This window comes from Musicola paradisiaca NCPPB 2511 (assembly GCF_000400505.1).
GTDB classification, from domain to species: Bacteria; Pseudomonadota; Gammaproteobacteria; order Enterobacterales; family Enterobacteriaceae; genus Musicola; species Musicola paradisiaca.
Genome location: NZ_CM001857.1, coordinates 4,333,567 through 4,348,038, shown reverse-complemented (window position 1 = coordinate 4,348,038; position 14,472 = coordinate 4,333,567). Strand labels below are relative to the sequence as shown.

Here is a 14,472-nt window from a genome sequence, read left to right as displayed (position 1 = left end):
CGGATGAACGCGCAGCACAAAGCAGTCTGGCGACGTCGGTGACGGTCATTCCCCGATGCAACATCAGTATGGCAATGAGTCGTCTGGCATAATTTTTTATCGCGTGTTTGTTTGGGCTTCTTTGCACATCAGTTGTCGTTCTTCATCAGGGATTGCTGCTATGATCGGCATCGCTCAGTCCGGTTGGTGATTTGTGATGTTTGGCGATTGATCAGATCGCACAATCCGGGCTGAGTTCCCTCCAAGTGATCTACTATTTGGCGAAGCTATTTAGGTGAAGTAAAAACTAGCTGGAGACTGCTTTATAGCGGTCGTACTGAAAACCGGTGGGACTACGCTGGTAATTATTCGTGCCTTAATCCGTTACGTGTATTGGTGTTTTTAAGAGTTGGCAGATGAGCTCTTGCTGATCCCCATTTTCAAGCCATACGGCATAAAATGGCCTTTCCAGTAATTCAAAATCCTCTAAAGGCTTGAGGTCAGAATATTTTTGCTCCCAATGGCTAGGCAAAAATGCACATCCTCCTATTGTGGCTAATAATTGTCGGGCTAATTGCGCTGATGTTGTGGTCAGGATTGAGGTTTGTCCGCCGGATAACCACCGGCTTTCCTGTTGATGGAAATCCGCGCCCCATTCGAGTTTTATGTAAGGTGCATTTTCTATTTTCTCATTATGTCTGGTAGTAAATAATGATAATGAAAAAGACCCCAATAGTTGGCTGCCTAATTCATCCATTTTGGGTGGTTCTGTCGTGATCAGAAGGTCGAGCTGTCTCTCGTGTAATTGTTTTACGAGAGTCTGCCGTAATGCGATTCTGGCCTCCAATTGGAGGAGAGGACGCTGCTGATAGAGAGCGTTCAGCCAGCTGGTAAGAAATGCTTCCCATAATGATGCAGTAGCACCGATTGAAAGCTGACTATGTTGTTGGGAACGAGCAACTTCCCTCTTGGCTATTTGCCAAGTATCAATGAGGCTCTCAGCGTAAGGTAACAGGCGCTCTCCTGCTGGCGTCAATTGAATATTATTACGGTGCCGTGTAAACAGATTAGCCCCTAATTGATTCTCCAGTTGCCGGATACGGAAACTGACAGCCGACTGTGTCAGATAGAGTGATTCAGCCGCTCGCCCGAAGTGCCGGGTCTTGCTGACTTCCAGAAAGGTTTTCAGTAAGTCGGTATCCATATTCTCCTCCGAAAAAATTTGTCGTCATGATTTAAATGTTTTGTTTTACAGAAAGTCAAGCCTATCTAATACTCCGCGCCATAAACGGCACGACCATATGAGAATTAGGAGCGTGTAAGATGGCGGAAAGCTTCTCTACAACCAGTCGTTTTTTTGATAACAAGTTCTATCCACGAGGATTTTCCCGACACGGTGATTTTACGATTAAGGAAGCCCAATTGCTGGAACGCCATGGTCATGCGTTTAACGAACTCGATTCGGGCAAACGTCAACCAGTGACAGCAGAAGAGCTTCAGTTTGTGGCCGTGTGCCGTGGTGAGCGTAAGGCGGAGACGGAGCTGGAAAGGATCTGGGCGAAGTATGTCGAACGTATTCGTCGCCCTAAGCGTTTCCATACGTTGTCTGGCGGTAAACCGCAAATGGATACGGTTGAAGAGTTCACCGAAAGTGACGATTAACAAAAATGGGGCAATAGCCCCATTTTTGTTTTCGGCCCATAATAATTGATGTGGGCAAGTCATCATGCCAGATTCTTATGTAGCCGTATCAGTAAGCGATCCATACAGCGATAACTCAGCGCCTCGGCCAGATGCTGGCGGTTGATGCTGTCTTCGTCAGCCAAATCTGCAATGGTGCGCGATACTTTCAATATTCGATGCCAGGCTCTCACTGATAATCCGAGTTTGGTCATTGCTTCTTCCAGATAGACAGCGTCGGCATTCTCCAGCCGACAGTGGTGTTCAATATCGTCTGGTTTCATCAACGCATTAATTTTCCCGCACCGTACCACTTGCCGCTGGCGTGCAGCCAGCACTCTCTGCCTTATTGTTGCACTGCTTTCCCCTTTGTTGGATTGCTGACGTAGCAGACCCGGTGGTAACAAAGGCACTTCGATTGAGATATCGAATCGATCCAGAAAAGGACCGGATAACCGGTTGAGATAACGAAGAACCTGCTGAGCAGGAACCCGGTTGTGGAGCCCCTGATAGTGTCCTGAGGGGCTTGGATTCATTGCGGCGACCAGTTGAAAACGTGCTGGATAGCAAATTTTTGCCCGAGCTCGTGAAATAATGATTTCACCTGACTCCAGTGGTTCTCTTAATGAATCCAGTACTCGCCGTTCAAACTCCGGCAGCTCATCCAGAAACAGCACTCCGTTATGTGCCAGAGAGATTTCCCCCGGTTTGGGAATTGTGCCGCCTCCAACCAGCGCAGTCATGGAGGCGGTGTGGTGAGGCGAGCGAAAAGGCCGGCAGCGCCATTTTAATAGGGACGTGTTGATATTAAGCAAACTATTGATTGCTGCGCTTTCCAGGGCTTCATCATCATCGAGCTGCGGCATCAATCCCGGCAATCGGCTGGCAAGCATGGTTTTTCCGGTACCAGGCGGGCCGAGCAGCAAAAGATTGTGGCTGCCGGCAGCTGCAATCTCCAGTGCTCGTTTCGCTTGCTCCTGGCCGATGATGTCTTTCAAATCGGGGACAGCTTCGCTGTCAGGTGTCATCGGCGTGATATCGGCGCTACTTAATAAAGCCGCTTTTCCCTGCAAAAAAGCGCAAACCTGCAGCAAGTGATTAGCCATCTGGGTCTCGCCGTATGGCACCAGAGCCATTTCCAGCGTGTTATCGTCAGGAAGAATCAGCCTACGGCCGGCTTTATGGGCTTCCAGTGCGGCAGGAATTGCGCCGTTGACGCCCCGTAGGCTGCCGGAGAGCCCCAATTCGCCAAGAAATTCGAATTGATTGAGCTTTTCCCCCGGGATCTGCTCGGACGCAGCCAGAATGGCGATGGCGATGGGCAGATCGTAACGTCCGCCCTCCTTGGGCAAATCTGCCGGCGCGAGATTCACGGTGATGCGCTTGGCAGGAAAAGTAAAACCACAGTTGATCAACGCGCTGCGTACCCGGTCGCGAGCTTCCTTGACGGTGGTTTCAGGTAATCCGACCAGCGTCAATGCGGGCAACCCGTTGCTGATATGCACTTCGATAGAAACCTCGGGAGCCTGCATCCCCAAGGTGGCCCGGGTATAAGTCACCGCCAATGTCATAATTCGCTCCTTTGATTTACCTCGGCATCATGCCCAAAGGTTTTTCTGTCGGCATTGAGGCATGCGAGAAAGTGCGAGGCGATATGGAGGAATGGTTTCGTGTTTATGCAATAGGGAAAATAACTGTGTTGCTGCTTCCAGACACGGGCGTGATGAATGCCTGACACAACAGACGGCGAGAATTCGGTCTTGCCGGTGACATTGATGCATCATCACCTGATGAGCCTTATTGCATGAATAATAAGTCGTTTATGATGAGTCATCGCTCGAATACGCGAATATTGAGAGAAAAAAAAGTTGTTTTTGTCGGCGTGACTGTGGTACCTCTGTAAGCATTCGTTCAGCAAGCAAACAACACACAACTTAAATGAAAGCCCTCAACCTAGTGATTAGCCTAATTGTGATTAGCGTGGTGGTGATTATTATCCCACCGTGCGGGGCTGCACTTGGACGACGAATGGCTTAGAAATCAAGGCCGAATTCAAGAAAACCCCCGCACCGCAAGGTCGGGGGTTTTTTTATGGGCCAGGAATCCAACAAGGGAGCAGAGAATGTCCGGCAGTAGAAAATTCTGTTTTTCCCGACAGGCGTCGGAGAAATAACAATGAATGGTGCTCAATGGGTAGTTCAGGCGCTGCGGGCGCAAGGAGTGGATACCGTTTTCGGCTATCCTGGCGGCGCGATTATGCCGGTCTATGATGCGTTGTATGACGGCGGTGTCGAGCACTTGTTGTGCCGCCATGAACAGGGCGCGGCGATGGCGGCCATTGGTTATGCGCGCGCGACGGGCAAGGTCGGCGTATGCATCGCCACCTCCGGCCCGGGTGCAACCAACCTGATCACCGGTTTGGCGGACGCGCTGTTGGATTCTGTGCCGATTGTCGCTATTACCGGGCAGGTTGGGTCTGCACTGATCGGTACCGATGCATTTCAGGAAATCGACGTGCTTGGGCTTTCTCTGGCCTGCACCAAACACAGCTTTCTGGTGGAATCCGTTGACGAGTTGCCGGAAATCATGGCGGAGGCCTTTGCCGTCGCACGTAGCGGTCGCCCAGGGCCGGTGTTGATTGATATTCCTAAAGATATCCAACTGACGGAAAGTGATTTTACCCCCTGCTTTATGTCGGTGGATGATACGACGGCCTTTCCAGCGGCGCAGGTTGCGGAAGCGCGGGCCATGCTGGCACAGGCAAAGAAGCCAGTGCTGTATGTCGGTGGCGGCGTCGGTATAGCGCAGGCGGTGCCCGCACTGCGCTCTTTCATTGAGATCACCGGCATTCCCGCTGTTTCGACGCTGAAGGGGCTCGGGGCTGTTGAAAGCGCGTACCCCTATAATCTGGGCATGATCGGTATGCATGGCACGCAAGCGGCCAACCTGATGGTGCAGGAGTGCGATCTGCTCCTCGCCGTGGGAGCGCGTTTCGACGATCGGGTAACGGGTAAGCTCAGCGCCTTTGCCCCTCATGCCAGAGTCATCCATATGGATATCGATCCGGCCGAGCTGAATAAACTGCGGCAGGCGCACATTGCTCTGCGCGGCGATCTCAATCAGTTATTGCCCGCGCTGGCGCAGTCATTATCGATTGCCGACTGGCGTCAGCAGGCGGCGATGATGAAGGCGGAATATGTCTGGCGTTACGATCACCCAGGCGAGGCTATCTACGCGCCGGCGCTGCTGAAAACGCTGGCGGAAAAAATGCCGGCGGAAACGGTCATCACGACCGATGTCGGCCAGCATCAGATGTGGGCGGCCCAACATATGCGATTCACCCGGCCGGAAAATTTCATTACATCCAGCGGTCTCGGAACGATGGGCTTCGGGGTACCGGCCGCAGTGGGGGCGCAGGTGGCCCGCCCGGATGATATGGTGATCTGCATCTCCGGCGATGGCTCTTTCATGATGAATGTGCAGGAGCTCGGCACCATCAAGCGAAAACGTCTGCCGCTCAAAATCGTTCTGTTGGACAACCAGCGTCTGGGCATGGTTCGACAATGGCAGCAGCTATTTTTCGATGAGCGCTATAGTGAAACCAACCTTTCCGATAACCCTGATTTTCTGACTCTGGCCAGCGCCTTCGGCATCCCCGGCCAGAACATCACCCGCAAAGACCAGATTGATTCCGCCCTGGATACGTTGCTTCACAGCGAAGGGCCATACCTGCTGCATGTTTCCATCGACGAGTATGAGAATGTCTGGCCGCTGGTGCCGCCCGGCGCCGGTAATGAAACCATGTTGGATAAAACAGAATAATGGCTGGAGAACACATCATGACCCATCATCAATTGTCGATTCAGGCGCGTTTCCGCCCGGAAGTGCTGGAGCGCGTGCTGCGTATTACACGTCATCGCGGGTTTCAGATCTGCGCGATGAACATGACGCAGGAAACCAGCAGCGACCAGATTCAGATTGAAATGACCGTTGCCAGCCACAGACCGGTGGATTTATTGTCAACGCAATTAAGCAAATTATTGGATATCGCCTGTGTCGAGATTCAACCGCTTACATCACAACAGATACGTGCCTGAAGGCATCGGTAAGGAAAATAAGAAATGACGAAGAAAGCTGACTATATCTGGTTCAATGGTGAAATGGTTCCCTGGGCTGAGGCCAAGGTTCATGTGATGTCCCACGCGCTACATTACGGGACTTCCGTGTTCGAGGGGGTTCGTTGTTACAGTTCCCACCGTGGGCCGGTGGTATTCCGTCACAGCGAGCACATGCAGCGTCTGCATGATTCGGCCAAGATTTATCGCATGCCGATCTCCTACAGTGTTGATGAACTGATGGAGGCCTGTCGCGAAACGCTGCGCAAAAATAATCTGTCCAGTGCCTATATCCGTCCGCTGGTCTTTGTCGGCGATGTGGGTATGGGCGTGAATCCGCCGGCTGGCTACAAGACCGACGTCATCATCGCGGCGTTTCCGTGGGGCGCCTATCTGGGAGAAGAAGCGCTGGATCAGGGGATAGATGCGATGGTGTCATCCTGGAATCGTGCCGCGGCCAATACCATTCCTACGGCAGCTAAAGCAGGCGGCAATTACCTGTCCTCCCTGCTGGTCGGCAGTGAAGCGCGTCGTCATGGCTATCAGGAAGGTATCGCGCTGGATGTGAACGGTTACGTTTCAGAAGGCGCGGGCGAAAACCTGTTCGAGGTAAAAGACGGCATCCTCTTCACGCCGCCGTTCACGTCCTCCGCCCTGCCGGGGATCACCCGCGACGCCATTATCAAGCTGGCGAAGGACAAAGGCTTCGAAATCCGTGAACAGGTGTTGTCGCGCGAATCGCTCTATCTGGCGGACGAAGTGTTTATGTCCGGCACGGCGGCGGAGATCACGCCGGTACGCAGTGTGGACGGCATTCAAGTCGGTATCGGCAGATGCGGCCCGGTCACTAAACAATTGCAGCAGGCGTTCTTCGGCCTGTTCAACGGCGAGACCGAAGACAAATGGGGTTGGCTGGATCCGGTAAACCCGTAATCACTGTTATACGTTGACACTTTTTTGCCGGTGGCCCGTTCCGTCACCGGTTATCTGTTCACACTGGAGTAATCAGAGTATGCCTAAGTACCGTTCAGCCACCACCACGCATGGTCGTAATATGGCTGGAGCGCGAGCCCTGTGGCGCGCCACAGGGATGACCGACGCCGATTTTGGCAAGCCCATCATCGCTGTTGTGAATTCGTTCACTCAATTCGTACCCGGACACGTTCATTTGCGCGATCTGGGCAAACTGGTCGCCGAGCAGATTGAAGCTGCCGGCGGTGTCGCCAAAGAGTTCAATACCATCGCGGTGGATGACGGTATCGCCATGGGCCACGGCGGTATGCTCTATTCTCTGCCTTCCCGCGAACTGATTGCCGATTCCGTCGAATACATGGTCAATGCCCACTGTGCCGACGCCATGGTGTGTATCTCCAACTGCGACAAGATCACGCCGGGGATGCTGATGGCGGCGCTGCGTCTGAATATCCCTGCCATCTTCGTTTCCGGCGGGCCGATGGAAGCGGGAAAAACCAAACTCTCCGATAAGATCATCAAGCTGGATCTGATCGATGCCATGATTCAGGGCGCCAACCCGAAAGTGAGTGATGACGACAGCGCGCAGATTGAACGCTCCGCCTGCCCGACTTGCGGCTCCTGCTCCGGGATGTTTACCGCCAACTCCATGAACTGCCTGACGGAAGCGCTGGGTTTGTCTCAGCCGGGCAACGGCTCGCTGCTGGCGACCCATGCTGACCGCAAACAGCTGTTCCTTAATGCGGGCGAACGTATCGTGGGCCTGGCCAAACGGTACTACGAACAGGATGACGCCGGCGTGCTGCCGCGCAACATCGCCTGCAAGGCCGCGTTTGAAAACGCCATGACGCTGGATATCGCGATGGGCGGCTCCACCAATACCGTACTGCATCTGCTGGCGGCGGCGCAGGAAGGCGAGGTGGATTTCAGCATGTCCGATATCGACCGTCTGTCGCGCAAGGTGCCGCATCTGTGCAAGGTGGCGCCCAGCACCCAGAAATATCACATGGAAGACGTACACCGCGCCGGCGGCGTGGTCGGGATTCTGGGCGAACTGGATCGCGCCGGGTTGCTCAACCGGGAGGTGAAGAACGTACTGGGGCTGACGCTGCCGGAAACCCTCTCGGCCTACGACATCATGCAGACGCAAGATGAGGCGGTGAAGAACATGTACGCCGCCGGCCCTGCCGGTATCCGTACCACGCAGGCGTTCTCGCAGGATTGCCGCTGGGATTCGCTGGATACTGATCGTCAGGAAGGTTGTATTCGCTCCCGTGAGCACGCCTACAGCCAGGACGGCGGTCTGGCGGTGCTGTACGGCAATCTGGCTCAGGATGGCTGTATTGTGAAAACCGCAGGCGTCGACGAAGGCAGCCTGGTATTCCGCGGCCCGGCCAAAGTGTACGAATCGCAGGATGACGCGGTAGAAGCGATCCTAGGCGGTAAAGTGGTGGCGGGCGATGTGGTGGTGATTCGCTACGAAGGCCCGAAAGGCGGGCCGGGCATGCAGGAAATGCTCTATCCCACCAGTTTCCTCAAGTCCATGGGATTGGGTAAAGCCTGTGCGCTGATCACCGATGGCCGTTTCTCCGGCGGCACGTCCGGTCTGTCGATTGGTCATGCATCGCCGGAAGCGGCCAATGGCGGCACTATCGGTCTGGTGCAGAACGGTGACATGATTGCTATCGATATTCCCAAACGCGGTATTGCGCTGGAAGTGAGCGACGACGAATTGGCTCAACGCCGCGAGCAAGAACTGGCGCGCGGTGATGCTGCCTGGACGCCGAAAAACCGTAACCGTCAGGTGTCTTTTGCGCTGCGCGCTTACGCCAGCCTGGCTACCAGCGCCGACAAGGGCGCGGTACGCGATAAAAGCAAGCTGGGAGGCTAATCGCTATGGCCGTTTCACAACCGTTGCCCGCCGAACCCGGCGGCGCGGAATATCTGCGAGCGGTGCTCCGCTCGCCGGTATATGAGGTCGCTCAGGTGACGCCGCTGGAAAAGATGGACAAGCTGTCTTCCCGGCTGGGCAACGTCATTCTGGTCAAGCGCGAGGATCGTCAGGCGGTGCACAGCTTCAAGCTGCGTGGCGCATACGCCATGATGTCGGGTCTGAGCGACGAACAGAAATCGCATGGCGTGGTGACGGCATCGGCCGGCAACCACGCTCAGGGCGTGGCGCTTTCCGCCAGTCGCCTGGGGATCCGGGCGCTGATCGTGATGCCGGTGGCGACGGCGGATATCAAGGTCGACGCAGTACGCGACTTTGGCGGCGAGGTGCTGTTGCATGGCAACAATTTCGATGAGGCGAAAGCCAAGGCGATTGAGCTATCGCAACAGCAACACATGACCTTCGTGCCGCCGTTTGACCACCCGGCGGTGATTGCCGGCCAGGGAACGCTGGCGATGGAGCTGCTGCAGCAGGACGCCCATCTGGATCGCGTATTCGTGCCGGTAGGCGGCGGCGGTCTGGCGGCGGGCGTGGCGGTGCTGATCAAGCAGTTGATGCCGCAGATCCAGGTGATCGGCGTCGAGGCGGAGGATTCCGCCTGCCTGCGGGCGGCGCTGGATGCCGGCCAGCCGGTGGATTTGCCGCGCGTGGGGCTGTTTGCCGAAGGCGTGGCGGTCAAGCGCATCGGCAACGAAACCTTCCGTCTGTGTCGCGAGTATCTGGACGATGTGATCACGGTGGACAGCGACGCCATCTGCGCGGCGGTGAAGGATCTGTTCGAGGATGTCCGCGCGATCGCCGAGCCGTCCGGTGCGCTGGCGCTGGCGGGTATGAAGAAGTATATCCAGCAGCATGGCATTCAGGGCGAACGGTTGGCGCATATTCTGTCCGGCGCCAACGTGAACTTCCATGGTTTGCGCTATGTGTCCGAACGGTGCGAACTGGGCGAGCAGCGTGAAGCGCTGATGGCGGTGACGATCCCTGAGCAGAAAGGCAGCTTCCTGAATTTTTGTCAGCTGCTGGGCGGCCGTTCGGTGACGGAATTCAATTACCGTTACGCCGATGCCGACCATGCCTGCATTTTTGTCGGCGTGAGGCTGACGCGCGGCAATAGCGAGCGTCAGGAGATTCTCACGGAATTGCAGCGCGACGGCTATCAGGTGGTCGACCTGTCCGACGACGAAATGGCCAAGCTGCATGTGCGCTACATGGTGGGAGGGCGTCCCTCAAAGCCGTTGCGCGAGCGGCTTTACAGCTTTGAATTTCCGGAATCGCCGGGTGCATTGCTTAAGTTTCTCAATACATTAGGCACGCGCTGGAACATTACCCTGTTCCATTACCGCAGCCACGGTACCGATTTCGGCCGCGTGCTGGCCGCCTTCGAGCTGGCGGAACGCGAACCGGAGTTTGAGCAGCATCTGCAGGCGCTGGGTTACGAGTGCCACGATGAAACCCAGAACCCGGCGTTCCGTTTCTTTCTGAAAGGATAAACGGCCGCCGAGGCGCTCATGTCGGGGGCGCTTCACTCCTGCGATTGTTCCGCTTGCGGCGGTTTAATCGGCAGACATGGGTCGACGAAAACATAACGCGCCAGATGGTGATATGCCGTCTGGCGCGTTATTGTTTGAACGGTATGGTTAGCAACGATATCGATCGGAACGATTTTTGATGGGAGTGGTGTCATGGCTGATGTGTTTCACGGTTTCTCGCCGCAGACGCTGACGTTTTTGCAACAGGTGCGTCAGCAGGACAACAAAGCATGGTTCGAGGAGCACCGTTCGGAGTATGAATCGGTGTTGCTGTCGCCGTTTCGCGGGCTGGTGGCGGCGCTGGGTATCACCATGCTGCAAATTGACGATCATTTTGAAACCCGCCCGGCGGTAGGGAAAACCCTGTCCCGCATTCATCGCGACACCCGCTTTTCCCACGATAAATCCCGCTATCGCGACAAAATGTGGTTTACCTTCAAGCGTACCCACAAAGACTGGACGGATGCGCCGGTCTACTTTTTTTGAGTTAACGCCGACTGACTGGAGCTACGGCCTCGGCTATTACAGCGCCAGCCGCACCACCATGGAGCTGTTCCGGCAGACGTTGCGGGATAACCCGCAGGGCTTTCTCGACATAGCGAGTTGTCTGGGGCGGGAGTTTGCGCTGGTCGGGGAAAGTTACAAGCGTCCGCTGGTCAAAGAGCAGGATCCGGCGCTGGCGACCTGGTACAACCGTAAGTCGTTCGCGGCGATGACGACCCGTCAGGACAGGGATGCGCTATTCAGCGACGCATTGATTTCGACGCTGGGACGCGGTTTCACCCAGTTGGAGCCGCTCTATCACTATCTGATGAAGATTGAAACGCTGAAGAGGGCGGCAGAATCGGAAAATATCGGTCCTGCCTTTTTGGATGAGAAGTGGTTCAGCCGCTGAGATTACTTGGCCGGCGCCATCAGATAATCAAACAGATAACTTTCACCGGCAGCGTCGAAAACCGTGATTTGCAGCTGCCGGTTATCAACGCAAGTCAGCAACACTTTTTTCTGCCCGCCGAAACTGCCCTCTGTCTGTCCGATCGCCTGCGTGTCGCTCATTTGGCGTGCGGTTAACGTAAAGTCATCCAGCTTGTCGGCATAACGAAAGGCAATCGAACCATTGCCGTCGATGTCGCCGTCGTCGTTCTTGAGCGTCAGGTTGGCCAAATGGTAAGGCGCTTTCTGGTCGTACATTTCCTTGAAGTAGTCGCTCAGTTCCGCGTATTCCTGATCGGAAAGCTGTAGATAGTATTCGTAGCTGTAGTCACCGTCGAAACAAGCGCTACGGCGCGGCCTGACGATGGGAGCCGGCAGCGTATGCTGGGTGATGTCGTTCAGGTAACGCAGACGAGCGATTTGCTGTTGGTAGCTCTGATGCAGGCACTCCTCGTTACGACAAGCGCTGCGGCTGGTGAGCCAACCGCGCTGAAATAGCGTCAGGTTTTTGTCTTGCGCGGCGCGTTGGGGGTTATCCGTCAGAAGCGCGCGTGATTTCTGCCACTCTTTCGCCAGTTCATCGTCCATCTGGCTAAGCGTCGGGTTCTGACAGATCAATTTTTCCTGCGTTGATGCGGCCTGTTGGCAGGGAAAGCTGGCCGCCAATGCTGAAAATGTGCTGCAACTCAAAGCCAGAGGCAGAAGGATTACGGCAAGCAATAGTTTCATTATTGTTCCTGTAAGGTTTCCCAGAATGCGGCAATCAAAGGCTCGCCAAGGCGCTTCTTTTGTACGCAGACGCCTAATTCCAGGGGTTCCATGACCTGTTCTTCCATTACCGAGACACGATTACGCACGGGTTCAGGACTGTTTTCAAGCACTACGTCAGGGATGAGTGCGATGCCGCATCCCAGCGCCACCATCGAAACCATGGCTTCGTGGCCGGAAACAGTGGCGTAAATGGGCGGGTTGGTGATGTGTTGACGGCGGAACCACACATCGACCCGTTTGCGCACCGGGCCGTGCTCCGGCAGGATGAACGGGATCTGCGACCAATCGGGATGGGGCTGTAACGCCTGAGTCTGCACCGGGCAGGGCAGCGCGGGTATGATCAACGCCAGCGGTATTTCGCCGATAGGCATGAAGTCCACGCTACCGGGCAATATCTCTGGATGACCGGCGATGCCGAGATCCGCGTCGTTGGACTGTACTTTATCCACCGCATCGGCGGCGTCGCCGGTGGTGAGCTTGATTTCCACCAGCGGGTGCTGCGCCCGAAACCTGTCCAGTATCGGCGGCAGGTGGCTATAGGCGGCGGTGACGGAGCAGAACAGCCGCAGTTCGCCGCTGAGCGACGCCCCCTGTTGCTGAAGCTGTAAGCGCAATTGCTGGTAGTGCAGCAGCGTCTGCTGGGCGAAAAGTTTAACCTGCTCGCCGGCGTCGGTCAGGCTGACGGTACGGTTATCCCGCCGGAACAGCGTTTGCCCGAGATCCTCCTCCAGCCGCTGGATCTGGCGTGAAAGGGTGGATGGGCTGATGTGCATCGCCTTGGCGGTACGACCGAAGTGGCAGCTCTCCGCCAGATGCAGGAAAAGTTTCAGATCCCGTAAGTCCATGCTTGGTCGATCTCGTTTTCATGTTGCAGTTCTTGCAATATTGCGTTGTTAATATATCAATTTAAGCAATGCATTTCCTGTCATATGATGACGACATTCTGATGGGGCAACGGCCGCCGTCTATACCGAACGTGATAAACCACGACACAACATTAATGGAGCACGCCACATGGCTAATTATTTCAATACTCTGAACCTGCGTCAGCAGCTGGCGCAACTGGGCAAATGCCGCTTTATGGGCCGCGATGAGTTCGCCGACGAAGCCAACTATCTGAAAGGTAAAAAAGTGGTCATCGTAGGATGCGGCGCCCAGGGGTTGAACCAGGGGTTGAACATGCGTGATTCCGGCCTGGATATCGCTTATGCCCTGCGTGCCGAAGCCATTGCCGAAAAACGCGCCTCCTGGCGCAAAGCGACCGAAAACGGTTTTAAAGTCGGCACTTACGAAGAACTGATCCCGCAGGCTGATTTGGTGGTCAACCTGACGCCGGACAAACAGCACTCCGCCGTGGTTCAGGCGGTTCAGCCGCTGATGAAACAGGGTGCCGCGCTGGGTTATTCCCACGGTTTCAACATCGTTGAAGTCGGCGAGCAGATCCGTAAAGACATCACCGTCGTCATGGTGGCGCCGAAGTGCCCGGGCACTGAAGTGCGTGAAGAATACAAACGCGGTTTCGGCGTGCCGACCCTGATCGCCGTCCACCCGGAAAACGATCCGAAAGGTGAGGGCATGGCCATCGCCAAAGCCTGGGCGGCCGCTACCGGCGGTCATCGCGCGGGTGTGCTGGAGTCTTCCTTCGTGGCCGAAGTGAAATCCGACCTGATGGGCGAGCAGACCATTCTGTGCGGTATGTTGCAGGCCGGCTCTCTGCTGAGCTTCGACAAGCTGGTGGCTGACGGCGTGGATCCGGCCTATGCGGAAAAACTGATCCAGTTCGGCTGGGAAACCATCACCGAGGCGCTGAAACAAGGCGGCATCACGCTGATGATGGATCGTCTGTCCAACTCGGCCAAACTGCGTGCGTTTGCACTGTCTGAACAGCTGAAAGGCATTATGGCGCCGCTGTTCCAGAAACACATGGACGACATCATCTCCGGCGCGTTCTCCGGCGGCATGATGGCCGACTGGGCCAACGACGATGTGAAACTGCTGACCTGGCGTGAAGAAACCGGCAAGACGGCGTTTGAAAACGCCCCGCAGTTCGAAGGCAAAATTTCTGAACAGGAATACTTCGACCACGGCGTTCTGATGATCGCCATGGTGAAAGCCGGCGTGGAACTGGCGTTTGAAACCATGGTGAGCGCCGGCATCATCGAAGAATCCGCTTACTACGAATCGCTGCACGAACTGCCGCTGATTGCGAACACCATTGCCCGTAAACGTCTGTACGAAATGAACGTGGTTATTTCCGACACCGCTGAATACGGCAACTACCTGTTCGCCAACGCCGCCGTACCGTTGCTGAAAGAGACATTCATGAGCAGCCTGCAGGCGGGCGATCTGGGCAAGCCGGTAGCGGCTGCCGGCATCGATAACTCGCAGCTGCGCGATGTGAATGAAGCCATTCGCAACCATCCGATCGAAGTGGTCGGTAAGAAACTGCGCGGCTACATGACCGACATGAAACGCATCGCGGTCGCAGGCTAATACTGTCGTTCGACGATCATTGAACGGGGCGCATATGCGCCCCGTTTTG

The 14,472-nt window shown here is 55.6% G+C and carries 12 protein-coding genes and 2 pseudogenes; 9 read left to right on the top strand and 5 right to left on the bottom strand.

Annotated elements, in window-relative coordinates:
• A pseudogene (locus tag DPA2511_RS23605) lies at positions 1-171 on the bottom strand (IS630 family transposase); the annotation flags it as partial.
• 184 nt (positions 172-355) lie between these two features.
• The gene (gene hdfR, locus DPA2511_RS19435; protein ID WP_015855426.1) at positions 356-1,183 is read right to left on the bottom strand and encodes an HTH-type transcriptional regulator HdfR; all 828 of its coding nucleotides are present in this window, start codon (positions 1,181-1,183) and stop codon (positions 356-358) included.
• Positions 1,184-1,302: 119 nt separating this feature from the next.
• Between hdfR and DPA2511_RS19430 the strand changes: the two genes are divergently transcribed.
• On the top strand, positions 1,303-1,641 hold the full coding sequence (locus DPA2511_RS19430) for a DUF413 domain-containing protein (protein WP_015855425.1): 339 nt from the start codon (positions 1,303-1,305) through the stop codon (positions 1,639-1,641).
• A 62-nt stretch (positions 1,642-1,703) separates the two neighbouring features.
• Here DPA2511_RS19430 and DPA2511_RS19425 read toward each other — a convergent pair whose 3' ends face one another.
• Positions 1,704-3,230, bottom strand: coding sequence for a YifB family Mg chelatase-like AAA ATPase (locus DPA2511_RS19425; RefSeq protein WP_015855424.1), 1,527 nt, complete (start codon positions 3,228-3,230; stop codon positions 1,704-1,706).
• A 367-nt stretch (positions 3,231-3,597) separates the two neighbouring features.
• On the opposite strand from DPA2511_RS19425, the gene ilvL reads away from it, so the two are divergent.
• The 7 genes and pseudogenes from ilvL to DPA2511_RS22185 all read left to right on the top strand — a co-directional run bounded on the left by ilvL (position 3,598) and on the right by DPA2511_RS22185 (position 11,121).
• Entirely contained in the window at positions 3,598-3,696 is a 99-nt protein-coding gene (gene ilvL / locus DPA2511_RS23100) for an ilv operon leader peptide (protein ID WP_071597691.1), read from the top strand.
• A gap of 138 nt (positions 3,697-3,834) precedes the next feature.
• Entirely contained in the window at positions 3,835-5,481 is a 1,647-nt protein-coding gene (gene ilvG / locus DPA2511_RS19420; protein ID WP_015855423.1) for an acetolactate synthase 2 catalytic subunit, read from the top strand.
• 17 nt (positions 5,482-5,498) lie between these two features.
• The gene (ilvM, locus tag DPA2511_RS19415) at positions 5,499-5,756 is read left to right on the top strand and encodes an acetolactate synthase 2 small subunit (RefSeq protein ID WP_015855422.1); all 258 of its coding nucleotides are present in this window, start codon (positions 5,499-5,501) and stop codon (positions 5,754-5,756) included.
• A 24-nt stretch (positions 5,757-5,780) separates the two neighbouring features.
• Entirely contained in the window at positions 5,781-6,707 is a 927-nt protein-coding gene (gene ilvE / locus DPA2511_RS19410) for a branched-chain-amino-acid transaminase (protein ID WP_015855421.1), read from the top strand.
• A gap of 79 nt (positions 6,708-6,786) precedes the next feature.
• Complete coding sequence (ilvD, locus tag DPA2511_RS19405) at positions 6,787-8,637, top strand: dihydroxy-acid dehydratase (protein ID WP_015855420.1); 1,851 nt, start codon at positions 6,787-6,789, stop codon at positions 8,635-8,637.
• Between the two features lie 5 nt (positions 8,638-8,642).
• The gene (gene ilvA, locus DPA2511_RS19400; RefSeq protein WP_015855419.1) at positions 8,643-10,187 is read left to right on the top strand and encodes a threonine ammonia-lyase, biosynthetic; all 1,545 of its coding nucleotides are present in this window, start codon (positions 8,643-8,645) and stop codon (positions 10,185-10,187) included.
• A 192-nt stretch (positions 10,188-10,379) separates the two neighbouring features.
• A pseudogene (locus DPA2511_RS22185) lies at positions 10,380-11,121 on the top strand (DUF2461 domain-containing protein).
• 2 nt (positions 11,122-11,123) lie between these two features.
• On the opposite strand, the gene DPA2511_RS19390 reads toward DPA2511_RS22185, so the two are convergent.
• Positions 11,124-11,888 carry a lysozyme inhibitor LprI family protein gene (locus tag DPA2511_RS19390; RefSeq protein ID WP_015855417.1) on the bottom strand — a complete coding sequence of 255 codons (765 nt, stop codon included), beginning with the start codon at positions 11,886-11,888 and terminating at the stop codon, positions 11,124-11,126.
• Positions 11,888-12,775 carry an HTH-type transcriptional activator IlvY gene (gene ilvY, locus DPA2511_RS19385; RefSeq protein WP_015855416.1) on the bottom strand — a complete coding sequence of 296 codons (888 nt, stop codon included), beginning with the start codon at positions 12,773-12,775 and terminating at the stop codon, positions 11,888-11,890. The genes DPA2511_RS19390 and ilvY overlap by 1 nt, the downstream gene beginning before the upstream one ends.
• A 169-nt stretch (positions 12,776-12,944) precedes the next feature.
• On the opposite strand from ilvY, the gene ilvC reads away from it, so the two are divergent.
• Positions 12,945-14,423 carry a ketol-acid reductoisomerase gene (gene ilvC / locus DPA2511_RS19380; RefSeq protein WP_015855415.1) on the top strand — a complete coding sequence of 493 codons (1,479 nt, stop codon included), beginning with the start codon at positions 12,945-12,947 and terminating at the stop codon, positions 14,421-14,423.
• The last annotated feature ends 49 nt before the right edge of the window (positions 14,424-14,472 follow it).